General features: G+C 72.1%; 17 protein-coding genes. 11 read left to right on the top strand and 6 right to left on the bottom strand.

The window, feature by feature from the left end:
* The first annotated feature begins 125 nt into the window (after positions 1-125).
* A complete protein-coding gene (locus tag ACIBI4_RS20490; protein WP_399205366.1) occupies positions 126-317 on the top strand; it encodes a hypothetical protein in 192 nt (63 codons plus the stop codon).
* 91 nt (positions 318-408) lie between these two features.
* Here the strand turns inward: ACIBI4_RS20490 and ACIBI4_RS20485 are convergent, their stop codons facing one another.
* Positions 409-1,191: a hypothetical protein gene (locus ACIBI4_RS20485; RefSeq protein ID WP_399205365.1), complete on the bottom strand. Its 783-nt coding sequence runs from the start codon at positions 1,189-1,191 to the stop codon at positions 409-411.
* 389 nt (positions 1,192-1,580) lie between these two features.
* Here ACIBI4_RS20485 and ACIBI4_RS20480 point away from each other — a divergent pair, with 389 nt between their 5' ends.
* The gene (locus tag ACIBI4_RS20480; protein ID WP_399205364.1) at positions 1,581-3,767 is read left to right on the top strand and encodes a DEAD/DEAH box helicase; all 2,187 of its coding nucleotides are present in this window, start codon (positions 1,581-1,583) and stop codon (positions 3,765-3,767) included.
* Positions 3,768-3,986: 219 nt separating this feature from the next.
* On the opposite strand, the gene prfB is transcribed toward ACIBI4_RS20480, so the two are convergent.
* The 3 genes from prfB to ACIBI4_RS20465 form a co-directional block, all read right to left on the bottom strand.
* Complete coding sequence (prfB, locus tag ACIBI4_RS20475; RefSeq protein WP_399205363.1) at positions 3,987-5,096, bottom strand: peptide chain release factor 2; 1,110 nt, start codon at positions 5,094-5,096, stop codon at positions 3,987-3,989.
* A 92-nt stretch (positions 5,097-5,188) separates the two neighbouring features.
* The gene (locus ACIBI4_RS20470; RefSeq protein WP_399205362.1) at positions 5,189-6,415 is read right to left on the bottom strand and encodes a serine/threonine-protein kinase; all 1,227 of its coding nucleotides are present in this window, start codon (positions 6,413-6,415) and stop codon (positions 5,189-5,191) included.
* 186 nt (positions 6,416-6,601) lie between these two features.
* Positions 6,602-8,272: a serine/threonine-protein kinase gene (locus ACIBI4_RS20465; protein ID WP_399205361.1), complete on the bottom strand. Its 1,671-nt coding sequence runs from the start codon at positions 8,270-8,272 to the stop codon at positions 6,602-6,604.
* A gap of 364 nt (positions 8,273-8,636) precedes the next feature.
* On the opposite strand from ACIBI4_RS20465, the gene ACIBI4_RS20460 reads away from it, so the two are divergent.
* The 8 genes from ACIBI4_RS20460 (at position 8,637) to ACIBI4_RS20425 (ending at position 20,706) form a co-directional block, all read left to right on the top strand.
* Entirely contained in the window at positions 8,637-11,828 is a 3,192-nt protein-coding gene (locus ACIBI4_RS20460; RefSeq protein WP_399205360.1) for an FtsK/SpoIIIE domain-containing protein, read from the top strand.
* A 168-nt stretch (positions 11,829-11,996) separates the two neighbouring features.
* A complete protein-coding gene (locus tag ACIBI4_RS20455; protein ID WP_399205359.1) occupies positions 11,997-13,358 on the top strand; it encodes an ABC transporter substrate-binding protein in 1,362 nt (453 codons plus the stop codon).
* A gap of 9 nt (positions 13,359-13,367) precedes the next feature.
* On the top strand, positions 13,368-14,726 hold the full coding sequence (locus tag ACIBI4_RS20450; protein WP_399205358.1) for a carbohydrate ABC transporter permease: 1,359 nt from the start codon (positions 13,368-13,370) through the stop codon (positions 14,724-14,726).
* Positions 14,723-15,637, top strand: coding sequence for a carbohydrate ABC transporter permease (locus tag ACIBI4_RS20445; protein ID WP_399205357.1), 915 nt, complete (start codon positions 14,723-14,725; stop codon positions 15,635-15,637). The genes ACIBI4_RS20450 and ACIBI4_RS20445 overlap by 4 nt, the downstream gene beginning before the upstream one ends.
* A gap of 151 nt (positions 15,638-15,788) precedes the next feature.
* Positions 15,789-18,053 carry a CDP-glycerol glycerophosphotransferase family protein gene (locus ACIBI4_RS20440; protein ID WP_399205356.1) on the top strand — a complete coding sequence of 755 codons (2,265 nt, stop codon included), beginning with the start codon at positions 15,789-15,791 and terminating at the stop codon, positions 18,051-18,053.
* Positions 18,054-18,070: 17 nt separating this feature from the next.
* The gene (locus ACIBI4_RS20435) at positions 18,071-18,904 is read left to right on the top strand and encodes a class I SAM-dependent methyltransferase (protein ID WP_399205355.1); all 834 of its coding nucleotides are present in this window, start codon (positions 18,071-18,073) and stop codon (positions 18,902-18,904) included.
* Positions 18,901-19,695, top strand: coding sequence for a class I SAM-dependent methyltransferase (locus tag ACIBI4_RS20430; protein WP_399205354.1), 795 nt, complete (start codon positions 18,901-18,903; stop codon positions 19,693-19,695). Before ACIBI4_RS20435 ends, ACIBI4_RS20430 begins: the two co-directional genes overlap by 4 nt.
* A 90-nt stretch (positions 19,696-19,785) precedes the next feature.
* Positions 19,786-20,706 carry a L,D-transpeptidase family protein gene (locus tag ACIBI4_RS20425; protein WP_399205353.1) on the top strand — a complete coding sequence of 307 codons (921 nt, stop codon included), beginning with the start codon at positions 19,786-19,788 and terminating at the stop codon, positions 20,704-20,706.
* Positions 20,707-20,765: 59 nt separating this feature from the next.
* Here ACIBI4_RS20425 and ACIBI4_RS20420 read toward each other — a convergent pair whose 3' ends face one another.
* Together ACIBI4_RS20420 and ACIBI4_RS20415 are read right to left on the bottom strand one after the other, a co-directional pair.
* A complete protein-coding gene (locus ACIBI4_RS20420; RefSeq protein ID WP_399205352.1) occupies positions 20,766-22,100 on the bottom strand; it encodes a UDP-glucose dehydrogenase family protein in 1,335 nt (444 codons plus the stop codon).
* A gap of 28 nt (positions 22,101-22,128) precedes the next feature.
* Entirely contained in the window at positions 22,129-22,920 is a 792-nt protein-coding gene (locus tag ACIBI4_RS20415) for a class I SAM-dependent methyltransferase (RefSeq protein WP_399205351.1), read from the bottom strand.
* Positions 22,921-23,123: 203 nt separating this feature from the next.
* On the opposite strand from ACIBI4_RS20415, the gene ACIBI4_RS20410 reads away from it, so the two are divergent.
* Positions 23,124-24,467: a glycosyltransferase family 92 protein gene (locus ACIBI4_RS20410; RefSeq protein WP_399205350.1), complete on the top strand. Its 1,344-nt coding sequence runs from the start codon at positions 23,124-23,126 to the stop codon at positions 24,465-24,467.
* The last annotated feature ends 12 nt before the right edge of the window (positions 24,468-24,479 follow it).

Genomic DNA, 24,479 nt, shown 5'->3' with positions numbered 1-24,479 from the left:
CCTTCCGGCGGGGCGCGCCGAATCGTGGCGAAGCTGGCACAGTGGTAGGGGGAACCGCAGCGTTCCCGTGAGCGTTGTGCGCGGTGAAGCCCTGAGGTGGGGCCGCGCGGGAGGAGGGCAGGCGCATGACCTATGACCGATTGGTGTGTGCGAGCTGTGCTGCGCCCGTGAGCGAGGGCCGCTGCCCCGTATGCCGGGCGAACCGCGAGCGCCTCGCGCAGCAGGGCCCCTTCGGCGGGTTGAATCCCGTGACGCTGATAGCGCTGCTCGTGATGGTGGTGGCGGCGATGGCGCTGGTGGCACACCAGGCGGCCTAGCGCCCGCAGGAACGTGAGAAGGGCCCGGAGCCGAGGTGGCTCCGGGCCCTTCTGCCGCTCGCACGCGAGCGTCACTTCCAGGTCACTGCACTCAGGCAGCGGCACCGGTGTTGCGGTTCACCAGACGCGGGAGCATCCGGAAGCCGATGCCGCCGGCGATCATGGTCGCGGCGCCGATCAGCAGGAATGTGGTCTCGGCCGCACCGGTCTCGGCGAGCTCGCCGCCACCGTTGCCGGTCTCGGCCGGAGCCGTGCCGGTGTCCTCGAGGCCTTCCTTGCCGCCCTGCTCGACGGGCTGGTTGCCCTCGTTGTCGGGGTCGGTCTCGTTGCCGCCGGTGTTGCCGCCGTTGCCGGAGCCGCCGTTGTCGGAGCCGCCGTTGCCGTTGCCTCCGTCACCGCCGTTCCCACCGTTGCCGTTGCCACCGTTCCCGTTGCCACCGTTGCCGTTGCCGCCGTTGCCGGCGTCGCCGCCCTCGGTCGCGCCGCCGTCGGTGTCGCCGCCGGAGGTGGTCTCACCGGTCGTCTCGCCCGACGTGGTCTCACCCGTGGTCTCGCCAGAGGTGGTCTCACCGGTCGTCTCGCCCGACGTTGTCTCACCCGTGGTCTCACCGGAGGTGGTCTCACCAGTGGTGGTCCCGCCCGCGGTCTCACAGTCCGGAGCGCCCGGGATGCAGTCGTCGTCGTCCTCGTCCTCATCGCCCAGTCGGGCGTTGACGTTGAGGCCGTCCTCGTCAGCGGTGACGCCGACGCTGCCCACGCCAGGCACCTCAATGCCGGCGGCCGAGGCCGCGCCGGCCGCGGTGAGGGACGCACCGGCCGCGATCACGGCACCGGCGGCTATCCGCGCAACGCGGATCCGCGTCTTCTTGGTCATCTGCCTGCTACCCCCAGTAGCTTCTCGTCGATGGAGCAGCCGTATCCGGGGCCACGGCCCGGCGGGGTTTGCTGTTCTCTTACGGGACCGCCTCAGCAAGGGCTTGTCCCGCTTGCCCCGTTCACACCCGCCCCAGACATACGCATGCTGCCCAGCAGCCTGTCCAGAGTTAAGAGTTACGTCAAGGCCGCTTAGTGCAGGATGTCCGTTTCATGATCAGTTGCCCGGCAAGAGCGTCATGACTGTGACCGATCCCCCATCACCTCCACACGATTCCCACCGCCGCCCGGCGAATCCCCGCGCGACGAGGGCGTGTTGTCGGTGCCTCCTGACACGATGGATGCAGTCGGGAAGATCGCACGGGGACGTGCACACGGAACGGGGGCGGCGTGACGGAGAGCGGCGGCCAGGCGGCCGTGGGGGCGCGGGCCCGGGCCCTGCTGCGGTCCGGGCGCGAGCTGCTGGGGGCGGCCCGGTCGGTGCTGCGCGAGCAGGAGGCCGCGCAGGGCGAGGTGCGGTGCGCGTACGGGGTGCTCGCCGAGGTCTGCGTCAAGGAGGAGCTCGCGGGCCTGCCGCTGACCGCGCTGCGGGAGGTCACGCGCGGGCAGCTGCGCGAGGCCGCGCTGCAGGCGCTGGACGCGGGCGGGTACGCCTCGGTGGGACAGGTCCGCGAGGCGCAGCCGTACGCACTGCGGCAGGTGCCGGGGATCGGCGCGCAGACGGCGGGTCAACTGCACGGCGCGGCCGAACAGTTGGGGCGTGCGGCCGCGGAGAGCGTGGCGGTGCGGATCGATGTGGACGCGCAGGGGGATCCGCGGCACACCGCCCTGGTGCGGGCACTGAACCGGATGGTGCTCGCCGGGCCCGGCATCCCCGAGGTGGCGGCGCTGGCCCGTAAGACCGTCGAGGCGCTGGAGGACGATCTGCACACCGCCGCGCCCACCGCCTCCCGGCTGCAGTGGCTGCTCACCGGCGGCAAGCGCCGCGAGAAGGCGCGCGCCGCGCTGCTGCGCGTGCGGCAGGCCTGTGCGGACGCGGCGGCCGACGACGTACGGATGACGCTCGACCAGGCCGTCACCGACCTGCTGCGCGGCCCCGAGCCGGCCGACCAGGCCTGGCTGGACTTCCAGGTGCGCGCCGCCGAGTACTACACGGTGCTCGGCAAGGTCGCCGATCTGCCCGAGGACCGGGAGTCCGCCGAGGGGTACATCCCGACCTCGATCGCCGAGGAGGTGCGGGCCCAGGCGCTGGACGAGTCGCTGCTGCAGGTCTCCCTGCGCAGCTACCAGGCTTTCGGCGCGCGTTTCGCGCTGGCCCGGCGGCGGGTCCTGATCGGGGACGAGATGGGGCTCGGCAAGACCATCCAGGCGCTGGCCGCGCTGGCCCATCTGCGGGCCGCGGAGGAGGGCCGGCACTTCCTCGTGGTGTGTCCGGTGGGCGTGCTGCTCAACTGGATACGGGAGATCGAGGGCCGCAGCTCCCTCACCGCGTACCGGGCGCACGGTCCCGGGCGCGATGCGGCCGTCTCGGCCTGGCAGGCGGACGGCGGCGTCCTCGTCACCACGTACGACGTGCTGCGGACGCTGAAGGTGCCCAAGGTGCCGCTGGCGATGGTGGTCGCGGACGAGGCGCAGTACGTGAAGAACCCGCAGACCCAGCGGGCGTACGCGCTGCGCTCCCTGCTCCGGCGGCCGTCCACCGGGCGCGTGCTGTTCCTGACAGGCACCCCGATGGAGCACCACGTCACCGAATTCCGGGCGCTGATCGGGCAGTTGGAGTCCCGCGACGCGAAGGCGCTGCAGTACGGGGCCGGGCTGCGGGACTCGAAGGCGTTCCGTGCGGCGGTCGCGCCCTGCTATCTGCGGCGCAATCAGCCGGATGTGCTCGGGGAGCTGCCCGGGGTGATCCATGCCGACGAGTGGGAGGAGTTCTCGGACGGCGACCGCGCGGCGTACCGCAAGGCCGTCGGCGAGGGGAACTTCATGGCGATGCGCCGGGCGTCGTACGCGGACCCGGCGCGCTCCGCGAAGCTGCACCGGCTGCGCGAGCTGGTCGCGGAGGCGGCCGCCAACGACCTGAAGGTCGTGGTGTTCTCCGCGTTCCTCGAAGTGCTCGCCGCGGTCGAGGCGGCCCTCGACGGCGCGGCGCTCGGCCCGCTGACGGGGGCGACCGGCGCGGACGAACGGCAGGCGCTGGTCGACGAGTTCACCGCCGTGTCCGGGCACGCGGTGCTGCTCGCGCAGATACGGACCGGGGGCACCGGGCTCAACCTGCAGGCGGCGTCGGTCGTGGTCCTGTGCGAGCCGCAGCTCAGCCCCGCCCAGGAGGCCCAGGCCGTGGCCCGCGCCCACCGGATGGGCCAGGTCCGCCGGGTCCAGGTGCACCGCCTGCTGGCCGCGGACAGCGTGGACGTACGCCTCCTGGAGACCCACAGGACGAAGCAGGACGACTTCGACGCATACGCCCGCCGCAGCGAGGTCGCCGAGACGGTCCCGGAGGCGGTGGATGTCTCGGACCCGGAGGTGGCGCGCCGGATCGTGGAGGACGAACAACTGCGACTGGCGCTACGGTCCTGAGCGGCCCCTGAAGGGATGCCCGGCAAAGCCGGACCATCCCATCAGGGGCGCGGGGAACTGCGCGAGAACCGGCCACCGACCCGCAGCCGAAAACCAACCCCTCAAGGGGCGCGGGGAACTGCGCAAAAACGACCACCGGCCCGCAGCCGAAATCAAACCCCCACAGCGCAAGCCGCAAAAGCCCCCACGGCTACGGGGAGCCGACAACCCGCCCAACCCCTACCCCTGGGACTCCTGCTGCTTGCGCCAGCGGATGCCCGCCTCGACGAAGCCGTCGATCTCGCCGTCGAGCACCGCCTGCGGGTTGCCGACCTCGAACTCCGTACGGAGGTCCTTGACCATCTGGTACGGGTGCAGGACGTACGACCGCATCTGGTTGCCCCAGGACGAACCGGAGTCCTTGAGCGCGTCCATCTTGGCGCGCTCCTCCTGCCGCTGGCGCTCCAGAAGCTTGGCCTGGAGCACGTTCATCGCGCTGGCCTTGTTCTGGATCTGCGAGCGCTCGTTCTGGCAGGAGACGACGATGCCGGTCGGGATGTGCGTGATGCGCACCGCCGAGTCGGTGGTGTTGACGCCCTGACCGCCGGGGCCGGAGGCGCGGTACACGTCCACGCGCAGCTCGGACTCGTCGATCTCGACGTGGTCGCTGGACTCCACGACGGGCAGCACCTCGACGCCCGCGAAGGAGGTCTGGCGGCGGCCCTGGTTGTCGAAGGGCGAGATGCGCACGAGGCGGTGCGTGCCCTGCTCGACGGAGAGGGTGCCGTAGGCGTAGGGGGCCTGGACGACGAAGGTGGTCGACTTGATGCCGGCCTCTTCGGCGTACGAGGTCTCGTACACCTCGGTCTTGTAGCCGTGCCGCTCGGCCCAGCGCAGGTACATGCGCTGCAGCTGCTCGGCGAAGTCGGCGGCGTCGACACCGCCGGCCTCGGCACGGATGTTCACGAGCGCCTCTCGGGCGTCGTACTCACCGGAGAGGAGGGTGCGGACTTCCATCTCGTCCAGCGCCTTCTTGACGTCGGTCAGCTCTGACTCCGCCTCCGCGAGGGTGTCCGCGTCGTCCTCCTCCGCGGCCATCTCGAAGAGCACGGCGAGGTCGTCGATGCGGCCTCGGAGGGCCTCCGCCTTGCGGACGTCGGCCTGCAGGTGCGAGAGCTTGCTGGTGATCTTCTGAGCGGCGTCCGGGTCGTCCCACAGGGACGGGGCCGCGGCCTGCTCCTCGAGATCGGCGATGTCGGCCCTCAGCTTGTCGAGGTCCAGGACGGCCTCGATCGACCCCATGGTCGCGTTGAGGGACTTGAGCTCTTCGGAAATATCGACGACTGCCACCTCAACAGGGTACCGGGGGTGGTGGGCCCCCTCGCCCCGGCTCCGCGGACCGCTGTCGGCGGGCGGGCGTCACGGCGCGGGGAGGGCGGGCGTCACGGTGTGGCCGAGACCGAGGGATTGCCGTCCGAGGGGGGTTCCTCGTCGCCGGAGACCGCCAGCCAGCCGCCCACTCCCAGCGCCGCCGTCAGGACGACCGCCGACGTCGCCAGGATCAGGCGCCGGCGGCGGGCCGCGGCCGCGCGGTGCCGGGCCGAGCCCGGGCGCGGGGCGCCCGAGGCACGTGGGGCGCGGGCCGTGCCGCGGGCGCCGCCCGCGAGCTCGTCGGGGCCGGGGACGCGCATCGACGTGTGGGTGTCGCGGTTGGAGTCGGGCGTCGAGCCCGGCACGAGCGGGACCGCACCACGGCGCGGGGCCTCGGGCTCACCGGCCGGGAAGGCGGTCTCGGGCTCCTCGGCGTGCTCCGGCTCGGGCTCGTCCACATCGAGCGGCGGCATGCCCGAAAGGAGCGGCAGCTGTTCCCGCAGCCGGTCGGCCAGTTCCGAGGCGCGCAGCCGGGAGGCCGGGGCCTTGGCGAGGCACTGGACGATCAGCTGCCACAGTTCGTCCGGGATCCCGGGCAGCGGGACGACGGTCTCGGTGACGTGGCGCCGCAGGACCGCGCCGGGGTGCCCGCCGCCGAAGGGGGTGAAGCCGGCGAGGAGTTCGTACAGGACGGTCGCGAGCGCGTAGATGTCGACGGCGGCGCGCGGCGGGAGGCCCTCGATGATCTCGGGCGCCAGATAGTCGGGGGTGCCGATGACCTTGGTCGCGCGGGTGCGGCGCGGGGAGTCGACCAGCTTCGCGACGCCGAAGTCCGTGAGCAGCGCCGGGTGCGAACCGCCGGGGCCGAGCGGTCCCTGCATGTCGAGCAGGACGTTCTCCGGCTTGACGTCCCGGTGCACGATCCCGGCCGCGTGCGCGGCGGCGAGCCCGTCCGCCACGTCCGCGACGATCGCGACGGCCGCCTCGGGCGCGAGGCGGCGCTCGCGGTCGAGCCGGGTGCGCAGGTCGGTGCCGCGGACGAGGTCCATGACGAGCGCCAGGTCGTTGCCGTCCACGACGAGATCGCGGACGCCGACCACGCTCGGGTGGTCGAGGCTGAGCAGCGCGGTGCGCTCCTGGACGAAACGGCCGACGAGCTCCTGGTCGGCGGCGAGGTCCTCGCGCAGCATTTTGATCGCGACCGGCCCTTCGGGGCCTTCGCCGAGCCAGACCGTGCCGGCGGAACCGCGCCCCAGGATCTGGTGGGCGGTGTAGCGGCTGCCGATTTTCCGTGCCAAGACTGCTCCTACGGGCTCCAGTTGCCGACAAAGCTACGCGGCTTCGGCGCCAACCTTCACTTCCGCGGGGGAAATCACTCGCCGGATGTCGATAAATCCACGGCATCGCGTTCCTCTTGGAACGGCCGGAGCACAAAAAAGCCGGGCCCCTCGCAAGAGGAGCCCGACTTCCCTGATCCGTACCGGCTACTGCCCGGACGCTCCCCCCGGACCCTGGTCCGTGGCCTCGCCCAGGTCCCCGATCCACTTGGAGACGGTGTCGTACATGTGCGAGATCTGGTTCCAGAACGAGCGGCCCTGCCCGATCCACTCCTGCAGCGGGCTCAGCTCCCAGATCAGCCAGGCGCCCACCACGAGGATCAGGACGGTGAACAGACAGCCCTTGAGGCAGCCGAGCCCGGGGATCCGCATCGGGTTCGCGCCACGCTGCCGGGGCTGACGCGGCGCCTGGGGCTGCTGCGGGGGCGGCGACGGAGGCGCGTACCGCTGCGGCTGCTGCTGGGGCTGCGGCGCGGGTGCGTACCGCTGCGGCTGGTGCTGCTGCGGCTGGTGCTGCGGATATCCGTACCCCTGCTGCTGGGGCGCCTGGCGCTGCTGCTGCCCGCGCTGGACCTGGCGCTGCGGGCGGCGCCGCAGCGGGTCCTGGTTGGGGTCGAGGTACTGGACCTGCGTCTGCTCGTTGCGGTCGCGGGCCGCGCGCAGCTGGTTCTGCCACGGGTGCGGGTCGTCGGGGTTGCCGCCCGCGGGGGCGCCCGGCGGGACCGGCGGCATGACGGAGGTCGCGTCCGCGGCGCCGCGGTTCGGCAGCACCGAGGTGGGGTCCGCGTCGGAGGGGCCCGTGTGCGGCATCACATTGGTGGCCGCGTTCGGGTCGTACGATCCTGCGCCCTGCGGCAGCACCTGCGTGGGGTCCGCGGCACCGGGCGCCGCCGGGACGGCCGCGGGCGCGGGGTCCGGGGCGAGCAGCGCGGCGACGCCCTCGGCCGCGGCGATCTGCGCGGAGTTCGCGTGGATCCCGATGCCGTCGGCGACGACGCGCAGCCCACGGCCCAGGCTCTCGGCGCTCGGCCGCTCCTCGGGCTGCTTGCGCAGACAGCGCTCTATGACCGTCCACAGCGGCTCGGGCACGGTGCTCGGGCGGCGCGGCTCCTCGGCGAGGTGGCGGTGGAGCACTTCGAGCGCGCTGCCGCCGGAGAACGGCGGACGGCCCGTGACCAGCTCGTACAGCAGGATTCCGGCGCCGTAGATGTCGACCGCGGAGGTCTGCGGGCGACCCTCGGCGGACTCGGGGGCGACATACGCCGGCGTGCCGACGAATTCATGGGTACGGGTCAGGCCCGGGGAGTCCGCGAGGCGGGCGATGCCGAAGTCCGTGAGCATCGGCGTCATGCCGGACTCGTCGTCCTTGAGCAGCACGTTCGCCGGCTTCAGGTCGCGGTGCACCACGCCGTCGGCGTGCGAGGCGGCGAGCGCGTCGGCGATCTGGGCCGTCAGGAGGGAAGCGGCGACCGGGGTCATCGGGCCGTTGTCCCGGATGTAGCGGTGCAGGTCGGGACCGTCGATGAGGTCCATGACCAGGGCGAGGAGGTCGCCCTCGACGACGAGGTCGCGGGTGCGCACGATGTTGGGGTGCGTCAGGCGCAGGAGCACGGAGCGCTCGCGCAGGAAGCGCATCACGACGTCCGCGTCGTTGGCCAGCTCTTCCTTGAGGACCTTGATCGCGACGGTCTCGCCGGGGTGGCCCTGGACCGCCGCCTCCGCGCCCGCGGTCTCGCGCTGGCGGGCTCGCCAGACGGTGCCCGTGGCTCCGCGCCCGAGCGGCTCCTCGAGCAGGTACTTGCTGCCTACCGGCCGCACGTCATGCGCTCCCTGTCGATCGTCGATCCTGTCCCATGCATTCCGGTCCACTCTAGTGCGGCCGAACGGGGCACTGGTGTGCGCTCGGCCACGCGTTCCCGCACGCCCCCGTACGCCCTGTTCCGGGGGAAGACGCAGGCCGCGGGAGGTTGGTTGCCGGGCTTCCCCGCACCTTGCCTGCTCGGCGCTCCGATCGGCCCCCGCCGTGCGTCCCAATTCGGTATCGACGAGGGCGATTTGGGCGCCAAAGGCGGAAAACTCGATCAATCAAGATCACTTACGGGTGGGTGCCGGGCGTGTTGTCAGTGGCAGGTGCGAGGATGCACCCGAGCATGCACCCGCGCAGAAGGGACCGCTGACGGCGATGCAGATCCGGCTGACCGTCCTCGCGCCGCACGGCGGCCGCACGTCGCAGTCGGTGGCGCGCGCCATTGATGTGCTGGTCACGGCGCCCTCGGGCAGTGCGCTCGCGGCGGTCGCGTCCGGTCTCGCCGCGGCGGCGGGCGCGGGTGAGGGGCCCGTCGTGCTGTATGCGGGCCCGGAGCGGCTCGATGCCAAGTCGTGCGTGCTCGGTGAGCCGCCGCTGGTCGACGGGGCCGTGCTCTCGCTGCACATGCCCGGTGAGCCCGCCCCGACCGCGCAGGGCGCGGAGGCCCGGCTGCATGTGGTCGCGGGCCCGGATGCGGGCGGTATCCATCTGCTGCACGGCGGCCGGATCACCATCGGCCGCTCCGCGGATGCGGATGTGCCCCTGGACGACCCGGATGTCTCCCGGCTGCACTGCGCGGTCACGCTCGCCGGGGACGGCCGGGTCTCGGTCGCCGATCTCGGCTCCACGAACGGCACGCGGCTCGACGGCACCCCGGTCGGCGACCGCCCGCTGCGGCTCACCCCCGGCGCGCTGCTGCGCATCGGCGAGTCCACGCTGCGGCTCTCGACGACCGCCGACCCGGGCCCGCTGCCCACGGCACCGGACGGGGAGGGCCACCTTCGGGTGACGTCCCCGGAGGCCGCGCCGGGCCCGGCGGCCGGGCCCACGGGCCACGCCACCGGTCCCACCGGCCAGGCGCTCGGTCCCGGAGGCCGGTCCCCCGGTCTCGTACGAGAAGGAGAGAGCCACTCCGTACGGGAAGGAGGGCCCCACTCCGTACGGGAAGAGGCGGCGTTCGGACAGGACGAGGCCCGCGCCCAGGCCGCGCAGGTCCGCCCGCAGAGCGGGCAGGCGCAGGCGCGCGTGCCCGCGCAGGCCTCCCCCGCCGCGGTCCCGCCCGCCGGGGACACCCATCACGCGTACGGGCAGGCCGAGTTCGACCCCTCGGAGCCGGGCGGCGGCGAGGAGCCGCGGGAGCACGGGCGGCTCGGCACCCCGGCCCGCGGCACCACGGTCCCGCGCCAGCTGCGCCGCCGCGGGATCGGCGCGTGGGCCCGGCGGCTCGCGGGCGGGCGCGAGGACGAAGCACCGCGGGCCGCGGAGCCGGTGGCCGTCGAGCCGCCCGCCGAGCGCACCCCCGTCCCCGACACGTGGCCGGACCTGGCGGCCCTGCTGCTCACCGCGCTCGGCCCGGGCCCGCGCCTGTGGGAGCGCGGGCGGGCCCACCCGGAGGCGCTCGCGGTCCGGCTCGGCACGGTCGACCGGCCGCTGAGCGACGAGGGCACGCTGCTGCCCGCCGTCCCGGTCACGGTCGGCCTTCGCGAGGCGGGCGGGCTCGGTCTCGCCGGTCCGCGGACCCGGCTCGCGGGCCTGGCCCGCGCGGTGCTCGCCCAGCTCGCGGCGCTGCACGCGCCGGGCGAGCTGGAGATCGTGCTGCTCAGCACCGACCGTGCGCGCACGGTCGAGGAGCGCGTCGCGGAGTGGTCCTGGCTGGGCTGGCTGCCGCATCTGCGTCCGGCGCGCGGTGAGGACTGCCGGCTGCTCATGGCGTACGACCGCGAGCAGGCGGCCGCACGGACGGACGAGCTGCTGCGGCGTATCGACGACGAGGCCGACGATCCCGGGCGCGCGGCCGGTCCGCGCACCCTGCTCGTGGTGGACGGCGATCCGGGCTCGGCGGCGCTGCGCGCGGCGACGGTGCGGCTGGCCGAGGAGGGCCCGCGGGCCGGCGTCCATGTGCTGTGTCTCGCCGAGACCCCGTCGGCGTCCCCGTCCTCGCCGGTCGCGATCACGTACGAGACGGCGTGCACCGCCGTGCCCGCCTTCCGTTCCTGCGGAGCTGTCGCGCTGCTCAGCGGTGATGTGGCCACGGCGCTGCGCCTGGTGCGTACGGTGCGGGGGCAGCTCGCCGGGCAGGGCACGGTCGCCTCGGTGGACGCGGTGTCCGTGGCCTGGGCGGAGCGCTTCGCGCGGGCGCTCGCGCCGCTGCGCACGGCGGAGACCGGCCCGCAGGCGGCCCGGCTCGCCTCGCCGCTGCCGCAGGCGGCCCGCCTCCTGGACGAGCTGGGGCTCGCGCGGGCCACCCCCGCCTCGCTGCTCGCCCGCTGGGCTGCGGCCGCCGACGATCACGACTCACCGGGCGGACGTGCCTGGACGGTCCTGGGCGCCGGACCGCGCGGCCCGGTGTGCGCGGATCTCGTCGCGCAGGGTCCGCACGTCCTCGTGGAGGGCCCGGCGGGCAGCGGCCGCACCGAGCTGCTGCGCGCCGTCGCCGCCTCGCTCGCCTCGGCCGAGCGCCCCGACCGCCTCGGTCTCGTCCTCGTGGACGGGGCGGGCTCGGACCGCGGGGACGGGCTGCGGCCCGCCCTCGACCTGCCGCATGTCACCACGCACCTCGCGGCCAACGATCCCGTCCGGATGCGGGAGTTCGCCCAGTCCCTGACCGCCGAGCTGAAGCGCCGCAGCGAGCTGCTCGGGCGGGACGGCTTCGCCCAGTGGCACACGGCACGGGCGGTCGCCGGGCGGATGGTCGCGCAGCGCTCGGGCGTACGCGGGGAGGGGGCCGGGTCCGCGGACGGACCGGGCGATCTCGACGCGCCGCCGAGCGCCACGCTCAAGTTGCGTACGGGCGGCCGCGGTTCACGGGAGGACACCGTCCTCACACAGGAGACCGCGCTCCCGCGCCTCGTGGTCCTTGTCGACGACATCGACGCCCTGATCGCCCCGGCGCTCGGCGCCCCCGGCCGCCCGTCGGCGGGCTCGGTGGTCCGCGCGCTCGAAGCTGTCGTGCGCGAAGGGGAGCGGCTCGGGGTGCATCTCGTCGCCGCGACCGGCCGCCCCGAGCGCACCGCGGACTCCCCCGCGGCACGCGGCGCCTCGGTGCGGATCGTGCTCGCCGCGCCCTCGGCCGCACCGGAGGATCCGGCGCCCGGGCGGGGGCGGCTGCTGCCCGCGGACGGGCAGGTCGTGCCGTTCCAGGCGGGGCGCGTCACGGGCCGGATTCCGCGGACGGCCACTTTGCGGCCGACGGCGGTCCCGCTGGAGTGGGAGCGCATGGGCGACCCGCCGGACCGTCGCCCGGTCCGCGAACTGGGCAACGGGCCAACGGACTTGGCTTTGCTCGCCAGCGCCCTGGAGCGCGCGGCACGTTCGGTCGCGGCACGCGAGGTGCCTTCGCTGCTGTGAAGCGCCGGCCGGGCGGCACGAGCTGCCCGGCCCACGCCCCCGTATGTACGGACATCCCGTCACGACCCCATCACGATCCCCCGCTTGACACCGCAGGCGCTCTTGCCGCGTCCATCCCCCGGGCGTAGACCAGACCGCACGGGAGACAACGGAAGAGACGGGGCAGTGATGCGCACAACTCTTCGGACACAGAGGGCCGTTATCGCGCTGGCCGCCGTCGGCGCGCTGACGCTCAGCGGCTGCGGCGACGACGGCGGCGACGGCGACAAGCCCGGCGGCGGCAAGGAGACCGGGACGGACACGGCGTCCGTCCAGCTCCCCAAGCTGGACGGGCAGACCCTTGAGGTCTCGGGCCCCTGGACCGGGCCCGAGGAGGAGAACTTCCGCAAGGTCCTCGCCGAGTTCGAGAAACGCACCGGCGCCAAGGTGAACTTCCTGTCGACGGGCGACAACACCGCCACCGTGCTCGGCACGAAGATCGAGGGCAAGAACCCGCCGAACGTCGGCTTCCTGCCGCAGGTCGGTGTGCTGCACCAGTTCGTGGACAAGGGCTGGGTGGTACCGCTCGGCGCGGAGGCACAGGCCGAGTTGGACAAGAACTTCAGCGCGGGCTGGAAGGACCTCGGCGCGTACAAGGACAAGCAGTACGGCGTCTATGCGAAGGCCGCGAACAAGTCCCTTGTCTGGTACAACACCGCCGCCTTCGAGGCCGCCGGGCTCACCGACCCGCCGAAGGACTGGAAGGGCTTCCTGGAGACCGCCCAGACCCTGTCCGACGCGGGCTCGCCCGCCGTCTCCATCGGCGGCCAGGACGGCTGGACCCTCACCGACTGGTTCGAGAACATCTATCTCTCGCAGGCCGGTCCGGAGAAGTACGACCAGTTGGCGAAGCACGAGATCAAGTGGACGGATCCCTCGGTCGAGCAGGCCCTGGAGACCCTCGCCGAGCTGTGGGGCAAGGACGATCTGATCGCGGGCGGTGCGGACGGGGCGCTGCGCACCGAGTTCCCCAAGTCCGTCACTCAGACCTTCACCGGTGACACCCCGGCGGCGATGGTCTACGAGGGCGACTTCGTCGCGGCGAACATCAACGCCGACACGAAGGCGAAGCTCGGTACCGACGCCAAGGTCTTCCCCTTCCCGGCGGTCGGCGCCGACTCCCCGGTGGTCAGCGGCGGCGACGTGGCGGTCGTCCTCAAGGACGACAAGGCCTCGCAGGCCATGATCACCTGGCTCGCCTCGAAGGACGCGGCCGAGATCTGGGTGGGCCAGGGCGGTGTCATCTCCCCCAACAAGTCGGTGGACGCGGCCAAGTACAAGGACGCCATCACCCGCGACATCGCGAAGGCGCTGCTCGCGGCCGGTGACGACTTCCGCTTCGACATGTCCGACCAGGCGCCCGCCGCGTTCGGCGGTACGAAGGGCCAGGGCGAGTGGAAGGCGCTGCAGGACTTCCTGAAGAACCCCGATGACGTGGCGGGGATCCAGGCCCAGCTGGAGAGCGCGGCGGCCAAGGCGTACAAGGGCTGACGGGCGGCGATGTCGACCCCGGCAGTGAGCACGGGGGGCGCGGGCACACCGCCCGCGCCCCCCGTGCAACCGCGCAAGGGCGTGCTGGGCTCCAACCCCTGGCTGGTGGCGCTGTTCCTGCTGCCGGCCGTGGTGCTGCTCGGCGCGCTCGTGGTCTACCCCATCGGGTACTCGCTGTGGCGCAGCCTGTTCGACGAGGAGGGCTCGTCCTTCGTCGGACTCGGCAACTACGGCGACGTGTTCTCCAACGACGCCACCTTCACGGCGCTCAAGAACACCGCGATCTGGGTGGCCGTGGCCCCGGCGCTCGTCACCGGTCTCGGCCTGATCTTCGCCGTGCTCACCGAACGCGTGCGCTGGCAGACGGCGTTCAAGCTGATCATCTTCATGCCCATGGCGATCTCGATGCTGGCCGCGGGCATCATCTTCCGGATGGTGTACGAGGCCGACCCCGACCAGGGCGTGGCCAACGCGGTGGTCGTGGGCGTGCACGACACCTTCGCCGAGTCGACCGGCTATCCGAAGGCGAGCGCCGCCAACTGGTCCGACATGACAGGGCCGCGCGCGAAGGGCCCGTACACCACGAAGGGCACGGTGTCCGCGGGCGAGGTGGCGATGCTGCCGCTGGTCGGCATCCCGCCGAACAAGGTGCCCGGCGACCCGGGCCCGGCGAAGGCGGCGACCGCGCCGGGCGAGGGCGTCAGCGGCACGGTCTGGCTGGACTTCCAGCTGGGCGGCGGCGGTGAGAAGGGCGCTGTCGACGGCGGGGAGCGCGCCCTGCCGGGCGTGAAGGTGGAGGCGGTCAAGGACGGTGAGGTGGTCGCGTCGGCGACGGCTGCCGCCGACGGCACGTTCACCTTGCCCAAGGAGGCGGACGGCGCCCAACTGAGACTGCCCGCCTCGAACTTCGAGGCGCCGTACAACGGCATCGACTGGCTGGGCCCGAACCTGGCGACGTGGTCGATCATCGGGGCGTACGCCTGGATGTGGGCGGGCTTCGCGATGGTGCTCATCGCGGCCGGGCTCGCGAGCGTGGACCGCAATCTCATGGAGGCGGCGCGGGTCGACGGGGCGAACGAGTGGCAGGTGTTCCGGCGGATCACGGTGCCGCTGCTCGCGCCCGTGCTCGTCGTCGTCCTGATCACGCTGATGATCAACGTGATGAAGATCTTCGACCTGATCTATATCATCGCGCCCGAACCGGTGCAGGACGACGCGAACGTCCTGGCCCTGGAGCTGTACACGGTCGCCTTCGGCCCGCGCGGCGACCACGGTCTGGGCAGTGCGATCTCGATCATCCTGCTGGTGCTCGTCCTGCCGGTGATGATCATCAACATCCGCCGGCTGCGCAAGGAGGGACGACGGTGACCGACGCAACCGCCGCGGCGGCTCCCCCGGCCGCCGCCACCGGGTCCGCGGGCCCGCCGCCGCGCTCGCTCGGCTCCCGGATCGCGGGACGCACGGCGGGCGGCGCCCTGCGCGTGTTCCTGGTCGTGATGGCCCTGCTGTGGCTCACGCCCACGGCCGGGCTGCTCGTCTCCTCGTTCCGCGCCCCCGAGGACATGGCCGAGTCCGGCTGGTGGAAGGCGCTCACCGCGCCGTCCGAGCTGACCACGAAGTCGTACGAGACCCTGCTCGGCAAGGAGGTCATCACCGACGCCCTGCTCAACTCCGTCTACATCACGGTGACCTCGACGGTCCTCGTCGTGGTGATCGGCGCGATGGCCGGGTACGCGTTCGCCTGGATGGACTTCAAGGGCCGCGACTGGTGGTTCGTCTCCGTGGTGGCGCTGCTCGTCGTCCCCGTGCAGATCGCGCTGATCCCGCTGGCGCGGGTGTTCGGTGACATCGGCCTGTTCGGCAAGACCTTCGGCGTGATCCTCTTCCATGTCGGCTTCGGGCTGCCGTTCGCGGTGTTCCTGCTGCGGAACTTCTTCGCGGAGATCCCCCGCGAGCTCATGGAGGCGGCGCGGCTCGACGGCGCGGGCGAGGTCCGGCTGTTCTTCACCGTGGTGATGCCGCTGGCCGGGCCCGCGCTCGCCTCGCTCGGCATCTTCCAGTTCCTGTGGGTGTGGAACGACCTGCTCGTGGCGCTGACCTTCTCCAATACGGAGTCGCAACCGCTCACGGCCGCCTTGGCCCGTCAGTCGAGGGCGTTCAGCCAGAACATCGACACGTTCGCGACCGGCGCGTTCCTGTCGATGATCATCCCCTTGGCCGTGTTCTTCGCGTTCCAGCGCCAGTTCGTCTCGGGCGTCATGGCGGGAGCGGTCAAGTAACCACAACGGGTGAGGAGTTGGGAGGCGCCCCTGACCTGCGGGGCGCCTCTCCCCGTTCCGGACCGTTCCCCCGTATGCCACGTCTGGCGTAACCGCCCCGAGCCATGGGCTGTTTCACGGCAGTATGCCCGTGCCGACCCATGGATGTGCCTTGCCCCGGTTCAGTGTCATCGTCCCCGTGTACAAGGTGCAGGCATACCTGCACGAATGCCTCGACTCGGTCCTCCGGCAGTCCTGTACGGACTTCGAGTTGATCGTCGTCGACGACTGCTCCCCCGACGGGTCAGGAGCGATCATCGACGAATACGCGGCGGCCGACCCCAGGGTCAGGGCGATCCACCTCGCCGAGAACGTGGGGCTCGGCCCGGCCCGGAACGCCGGGATGGCGCAGGCGAGCGGCGAGTACCTGATCTTCCTGGACAGCGACGACACACTCACCCCGGACGCCCTGCGCGCGGTCTCGGAGCGCCTCAAGGAGACCGGCGGCCCGGACATCCTGCTCTACGACTACGCGCGCACCTTCTGGACGGGCGAGACCGTCCGCAACGCCTTCGCGCACCTCCTGAACGAGGAGGGCCCGGCGAGCTTCGAACTGGCCGAGCGGCCCGGCCTGTTGAAGGTCATCATGGTCGCCTGGAACAAGGCGTACCGCCGCGAGTTCATCGAGCAGCAGCAGTTCACCTTCCCGCCCGGCTACTACGAGGACACCCCGTGGACCTACCCGGCGCTGATGGCAGCGGGTTCGATCGGGGTCCTCGACCGGGTCTGCGTCCACTACCGCCAGCGCCGCCGCGGCTCGATCCTCGGCACGACGACCCGCCGGCACTTCGACATCTTCGACCAGTACGAACGCGTCTTCGCGTTCCTGGACACCCGCCCTGACCTGGAGAGCTGGCGGCCGGTGATGTTCCGCCGGATGACCGACCACTACGCCACGATCTTCACCAAGCGCGGCCGTCTTCCGCGCGGCACCCGCGGCGAGTTCCTGCGCCGCGCCCGCACCCACTACCGCCGCTACCGCGCCAAGGGCCACCCCGTATCGGCGCGCACCCGGGTGCGGCACGCGCTGGTCAAGTTCGGTACGCACCGCACGTACCACGTCCTGCGGACCCTGTTCCGGGTCGGCGCGCGGCTGCGGCGCTGGGCGGGCGCCGCCAAGCGGCTGGGCCGCGGCGCCCTGCTGCAGCTGCACTACCGCATCCAGCTGCGGCTGCCCGTGAAGCAGGACTACGCGGTGTTCTCGGCGTACTGGGGCCGCGGCCACAGCTGCAATCCGGGGGCGATCGAGGCGAAGCTCCGTGAGCTGGCGCCCGGGATGCGCACCGCGTGGATCGCCCGGCGCGAGCACCACCAGCACGTACCGACCGGGACCCGCCGCCTCGACTACGGCACGTTCGCGTACTGGACGGCGCTGGCCCGCGCGAAGTACCTGGTCAACAACGTCAACTTCGACTACCGGCTGCGCAAGCGCCGCGGCCAGATCATGATCCAGACCCAGCACGGCACGCCGCTCAAGCACATGGGCCTCGATCTGATGGACCACCCGGCGGCCTCGCGCTCCATGGACTTCAAGCGGCTGATGCCGAACGTGGACAAGTGGGACTACGTGCTGTCCGCGAACCGCCACTCGACGCTGGTCTGGGAGCGGGTCTTCCCGGCCTCGTACGAGGTACTCGAGTACGGCTATCCGCGCAACGACCGCTTCCAGCACACGAATACGGAAGAGGTACGGCGGCTGCGCGAGACCCTCGGCATCCCCGAGGGCTCCACCGCGATCCTGTACGCGCCCACGCACCGCGATTACCGGCGCACCCAGCGCCCGCCCGTCGACCTGGAGCGGATGCTGCGCGAACTCGGTCCGCGCTTCACGGTCCTGACCCGCGCGCACCACGCGTACGACACCCCGCTGAGCACCCCGGACACCGCGCACGCCCGCCTCGTGGACGTCTCGGACCATCCGAGCATCGAGACGCTCTGCCTGGTCAGCGACGCCCTGATCACGGACTACTCGTCCCTGATGTTCGACTACGCCAACCTCGACCGCCCGATCGTGATCTACGCGGACGACTGGGAGGCGTACGAGGCCGCCCGCGGCACGTACTTCGATCTGCGGGCCTTCCCGCCGGGCGCCGTGGCCCGCAACGAGGACGAGCTGACCGACATCTTCGCGACCGGCCACTGGCGCGGCTCGCGCTCGGCGCAGCTGCGCGCCGCGTTCCGCGAGCGCTTCTGCCCGTACGACGACGGGCGGGCCGCGGAACGCGTCGTTCGGCATCTGTTCCTCGGCCAGACACCTGGTCTTCCCGCTGTCGCCCCTCTGGCGGAGAGGCGCCCCGTGCCGGGCCCGGCACCGCGCGTCGGAGTGCCGGGACCGGCCGAGCCGACGCTCGTCACCCCTGTGCCCGAACGGCCCTGAGACGCCACGGAGTTGAGATGCAGCCCGCACCGCGCGACACCGCCACCCTGCCCCGCCCCACCAGCCTGTCCGAGGTCAAGGGGTGGTTCCACAGCCCGGACCAGGTCCTCTTCGACTGGTTCCTGACCCGGCAGCGCGACCAGAGCCAGCAGGGTGATCTGCTGGAGATCGGTGCGTATCTCGGCAAGAGCGCCATCTTCACGGGCCGCTATCTGCGCCCGGGCGAGCGCTTCACGGTCTGCGACCTCTTCGACTCCCCCGCCGGGGACGACGCGAACAGCCGCGAGATGGACCGCTCGTACGCGACCCTCACGCGCCGCGCCTTCGAGGCGAACTACCTGTCGTTCCACGACGAGCTGCCGGACATCGTGCAGGGCCCGTCCTCGGTGATCACGGACCATGTGGCGGCGGAGAGCTGCCGCTTCATCCATGTCGACGCCTCGCACCTGTACGAGCACGTGCACGGCGACATCGCCGCGGCCCGCGACCTGATCACCGACGACGGCATCCTCGTCCTCGACGACTTCCGCGCCGAGCACTGCCCGGGCGTGGCCGCCGCCACCTGGGGCGCGGTCGCCACGACAGGGCTGCGGCCGCTGTGCATCACGGCCACGAAGTTCTACGGGACGTGGGGCGACGCGTACGACGCCGTGCACGCGGACCTGGCGGTGATGCTGGCCGGCCGTGACGACATGTGGCACGGGGCCGAGCAGGTCGCGGGGGACCCGATGATCCGCATCAGCGGACGCAAGGCCCGGCTGCCCGAGCAGCCGGTCTCCCGGCACCCGGGGACGGAGACGGGGCCCGCGCCGCGGAAGGGGCGGCTGCGCGCGCTGCTGGGGCAGCGGTGAGCCGGGCGCTGCCCCGCACCCTCGACGACGTGCCCGGCTGGTTCCAGCCGGTCGACCAGGAGCTGTTCGGCGTCCTGATCGAGGCGACCGGATCCGAGCCCGGCGATCTGCTCGAGATGGGCTGCTACCTCGGCAAGAGCGCGATCGTCATGGGGCGGCACGTGGGCCGGGGCGAACGGCTCACGGTCTGCGATCTGTTCGGCGACGAGACCCACGGCAACTACAGCCGCCCGGGCACGCTCGCCTTCTACCGCAAGACGCTCACGAGGGACGCCTTCGAGGCCAACTACCGCGCGTTCCATGACGAGCCGCCGCACATCGTGCACGGCCGCACCACCGACCTCGCGGACGGGATCGGCGCGGGCAGCTGCCGCTTCGTGCACATCGACGCCTCGCACCAGTACGAGGACGTCAGCGGCGACATCGACATCACCCGGCGCGCGCTGCGCCCGCACGGCATCGTCGCGTTCGACGACTACCGCACGGCGCATGTGCCGGGTGTCGGTGCCGCCGTATGGGAGGCCGTGTTCACGAAGGGGCTGCGCCCGGTGTGCCTCTCCTCGTCCAAGCTGTACGCGACGTGGGGCGACCCCGAGCCGTTCCAGGCGGCGGTACGGACCTGGGCGAAGGGACGCGCGGACCGCACGGTCGCCAAGGACACGATCGCCGGCGGTCCGGTGCTGCGGGTGAGCGCCGCGAAGGTGCCGGTCCAGGGCGGCGGGGCACGCCGGATGGTCCGCGAGCGGCTGCCGCCGGTGCTGCTGCGGACCGTGCGCAAAGTGCTGCCGTAGGGCGCGGGCCTCCGGGCGGACTGCCGCCACCTGGGGGAGTACGACGCGCCGCTCCCCCGGGCGCGGGTCCGGTGGCGTTTCCCTGTGCCAATGATCCGCAAGAGAACCTGTCAGGGACTTGCCCTGCTCCTCGCCGTGGCGGCGGCCCTGCCCGCCGGCCGGGCCGCCGCCGACCCCGTACCGCCCACGACTCCCCCACCGGCCGCGACGGCGCCCGAGCTCACCCCGGACATGACACCGGCCTGGCCGCTGGCGGGCGCGGAGCGGCTGGTGCCGGGCCGGGTGCAGCCCGCGCTGCCGGACACGCCCGACCAGGCGCTTCCGCCCGAGGTGTACACACCGAGCGCGGCCGAGGACGCCCGGGAACCGCTCGCGCCCGCCGAGTCGGTGGACGCGCTCGTCGAGTACGTGCCGACGGCCGACGCGGCCCGGGCGCCCTCGTGCACCGCGAGCACGGGCCCGTACCAGAAGCAGGTCGAGCGCTGGCTGAAGCTGAAGGCGGACGGGAAGCAGTCACCGGCCGACTGCCGGGCCATCAAGGCCTTCCAGCAGAAGCAGGGCATCCGGCCCGCGATCGGCTTCGCCGGGCCCGTCACGTACGCCCGGATCAGGCAGCTGTACGCGATCAAACACCCGGAGAGCCTCTGCCCGAAGCGGCCCGGGCGCGTGGCGTGCGTGGATCTGCGGCGGCAGCTGATGTGGGTGACGAAGGCGGGCAAGCGGATCTTCGGTCCGGTGCCGGTGCGCACGGGGCGGCCCGGGTACGAGACCCGCACCGGCTGGTTCAAGGTCTACTGGCGGCACAAGAACCACTACTCGACCCTGTACGAGGCACCCATGCCCTACAGCCAGTTCTTCAGCGGCGGGCAGGCCTTCCACGGGATCTACGGGAGCGTGCACCGGCCGCCGGGTTCGCACGGCTGCATCAACCTCACGTTCAAGGACGCGAAGGTGCTGTGGGCGACTTTGCGGGCGGGTGATCAGGTGTACGTGTGGGGGCGCAAGCCCTGAGGTACGGCTGGGGCGCGAGCCCTGAGGTACCGGTAGGCCCCTGAAGACCCGCCCGCGGGTCAGGCCTGGGGCCGGCGGACCGGGCGGCCGAGCTGGCGGACCGTCCAGCCCGCCACGGTCCAGTCGAGCGGGTCGACGACCGTGCGGATGTCCACCAGTTGGCGCGCGGCGACGGTCCGCGCGGCCGTGGCCGGGAGCCCGGCGTCCTCGCTGAACTGCGGCCATTCCGTGGCGATGACGGTGACGTCGGCCCCGGCCAGCGCCTCTTCGAGCGTGTCGGCGTAGGCGTGTTCGGGGTGCGCGCGCCGGGCGCTGTGCACCGCCTCCGGGTCGAAGACGACGGGGCGGGCGCCCTCCGCGCGCAGCCGGCCGGCCAGCGCGAGGGCCGGGGAGTTGCGGATGTCGCTCGTCCCGGCCTTGAACGCGGCACCGAGGAACGCGATACGGGCCCCGGCGAGCGGACCGCCGAACGCCTCCTCGACGAGGGTCACCGCGGCGTCGACCCGGCCGTGGTTGACGCCTTCGACGGCCTGGAGCAGCGTGGCCGCGCCGGTGGCGCCGATCTCGCCCATACGGTGCGCGAAGGCCCGTACGTCCTTGGGCAGACAGCCGCCGCCGTACCCGATGCCGGGCCGCATCCCGGCGTGCCCGATGCGGTGGTCGATGCCGATGCCGTGGGCGACGGCCTTCACGTCCGCGCCGGACAGGGCGCAGACCTCGGCCATCGCGTTGATGAACGAGATCTTCGTGGCCAGGAAGGAGTTGGCCGCCGACTTGAGGACCTCGGCGGTGGCCGGGTCCGTGACGATCAGCTCGGCGTCCCCGCGGGCGAGGATCGGCGCGTACACGGCCTCGATGGCCTTCTGCGCCTCGGCGCTGGACAGACCGGCGACGATCCGGTCGGGATAGAGGGTGTCCTCGACCGCGTGGCCCTCGCGCAGGAACTCCGGGTTCCACACGAGGTCGACCCCGGCAACCGCCTGCTCGGCGAGGATCCGCTCAAGACGCGCCACGGTGCCGACGGTCACGGTGGACTTGCCGACGACGGTGCACGGGCGGGTGAGCAGCGGGGCCAGCGAACGGACCGCGCCGATCACCTGCCCCATGTCGTACCCCTGCCCGTCCGCGTCGAGCGGCGTGCCGACCGCGATGAAGTGCAGGTCGGCGAAGGCGGCGGCCTCGGCGAGATCCGTCGTGAACCGGAGCCGACCGCTGGGCACATGCGTGGCGAGCAGCGCGTCGAGCCCCTTCTCGTAGAAGGGACTGTGTCCGCTCCGCAGGGTCCGGCACATGTCCGGATCGAGCTCGACGCCGATGACGTCGTGCCCGAGGTCCGCCATGGCGGCCGCGTGCGGGGCTCCGAGGTGGCCGCAGCCGATCACCGAGATACGCATGGCTGTCCTGTTCGTCGGTCCGGGTGCGTCAGTCGAGTGCGAGGACCGTGGAGCGGGCCACGTCCTTGACGAAGGTGACGGGGCGGTCGAAGGCGCCCTCGGCCGTCCACATCTTGGTGATGTCGCGCTCGTCCTTGCGGTTGGTGTCGTCGAGGACGACGTACGCGCCCTTCGCGAGCCGCGAGATGAGCCGCGGGAGCGCGGGGTAGCGGGCGAGGGAGGCGGTGGGGCGGGGCGGTCCGTCGATGAACAGCAGGTCCACGTCGGCCACGTCGTCGGAAAGACCCGACAGGTCGTACCAGGGCTGGGTGCCGAGGCCGGGGACCTCGGTGTCGACGAGCGGCGCGTCCACGACGGTCGCCCACTTCTCCAGGCCGTGGTCGATGAGCTTCTGCCGGGTCACCTCCGCGTACTCGCGGTCGTGCTCGACCGAGGTGACATGGCCCTCTCCGCACTTGCGCAGCGCGGCGGCCGTCCACAGCGTCGAGGCGCCGGAGCCGCACTCCAGCATGGTGCGGCGGCCGGTGCGGCCGAGGACCTCGTCGACGATGAAGAGGACCGTCGGCGCGATCGCCGCCCAGTTCGCGCCGAGGACCGGCATCGGCATGTGGCTGTCGATGAGGTGCTCGTAGCGGCGCATCAACTCGGCGACCACGTACGGCTGGTGTTCGAGGTCCTTGCGGATGCCGGTGATCGCGGCGGACAGCGTCTTGGTCTGCTGCTGCAGCGTGCGCAGGATCTGCTCCGTGTCGGCCTGGCCCGGGACGGACGCCGCCGGCCGTTCCGTTTTCGGCTTCCCGGCGGATTTGAAGATTTTCATGAACTCTCCTGTGCACTGCGTCAGTTGGCGGGGCGAAAGGCTCGCCGGACAGGCCGAACACTCACCGTTTCACTCAACGACACCGGGGGTGACTTGGTTATTCATCCGGCGCCACTCGTTCAACTGGCCGAGCATTTCCCCTTGTTCGTGGCTTTCCCGCCTCCCATTCGTTGGTTCTGCATCAGCAATACGGAGGAGCGGTCATGACATCTGGGGCCATCGATCAGGCCGGCGTGGTGCGTCCGGCGGAGCCCGCCGACGGACTGCGCGCGGAAGTCGCCCAACTCGGCAGGCGTGTAGCGCAATTGGAGGCGGAGAACGACCGGCTGGCGCGCGCCTCGGGCACCGCCACGCTCGACCAGTTCCTCGGCCCGGTCCGCGAGGCCCGCCGCTCCTGGGACGTGCAGCGCGCCCTCGGGCACCCGCGGGAGCGGGTCATCAAGGTCGTACGGCCGGGCGGGATGATCCTGCCGAAGAGCTCGCCGCTGCGTCGCGAACCGCCCCGCGACCCGGCCGACCGGCAGGCCGACTACCTGGAGAAGTTCGACGCGAGCACGCTGTTCTACGACGCGTTCCGGCACGGTGACGACATCTGGCTGTCCGGCCCGCCGCTGCACAACCTGAAGGCCGAGCTCGACGGCGCGGACTGGCGGGTGGACGGCGCGGACGTGAGCGGCGCGCTCAGTCTGAGCGACTGGGGCCGCACCCAGCGCTCCCGGATCACCGGCGCGGGCGCGGGGCGGCATCTGAACCTGGACGTGGGCGGGACGCGGCTGCGTACCGTCATCGCGCCGGACGATTCCGAGCTGTTCGCCGGACAGCGGACCATCATCACGAAATCCAAGGACAACGATCTGGTCTGGATCAAGGATTTCCTACGGTATTACCACATCGTGCACGGAGTGACGGGAGTTGTTTTCTACGACAACAACTCGACGAACTACTCGGCGCGCGAAGTGGCCGACGCGATTGCCTCCGTCGAGGGCATCACCACCGCCGTCATCGTCGCGTGGAACTATCCGTGGGGTCCCAACTCCGGCCCCAATAACGTCTGGGATTCCGACTACTGCCAGTACTCGCTTCTGGAGCACGGACGCTTCCGCTACCTCTCCAGGGCCGCGGGCGTCATCAACGCGGACATCGACGAGCTGGTGCTCACGGGTGACGCGCGGTCCGTGTTCGACCATGCCGCCGAGTCCGAGGTCGGCGCGATCTCGTACACGGGTTACTGGATCGCCAAGGCCACCAGCACACCGCTGAACCCGCGGCGCCAGCGCCGCTTCGTCGACTACCGGCACCGGTCGAAGGGCACGACGACCGTGAAGTGGACGGTCCTGCCGGAGCTGCTCGACGACAGCACCACGCAGTGGCGGGTGCACAGCGTCGTCGGCGCGGGCACCGAGCGCACCGAGCGGATCCACCACCGGCACTACCAGGGCGTCAACAACGGCTGGAAGTACAACCGGGGCGAGGGTCTGGCCAAGCCGGGCACGCACACGTACGACGTCCGGATGGCGCACGTCCTGGACATCGTGTTCGGGACCTGAGCGGCGGAAGCG

Origin of the sequence: Streptomyces sp. NPDC050418 (assembly GCF_044458745.1) — a bacterium.
GTDB lineage: Bacteria > Actinomycetota > Actinomycetes > Streptomycetales > Streptomycetaceae > Streptomyces.
This window is presented reverse-complemented; position numbering and strand designations above follow the sequence as displayed.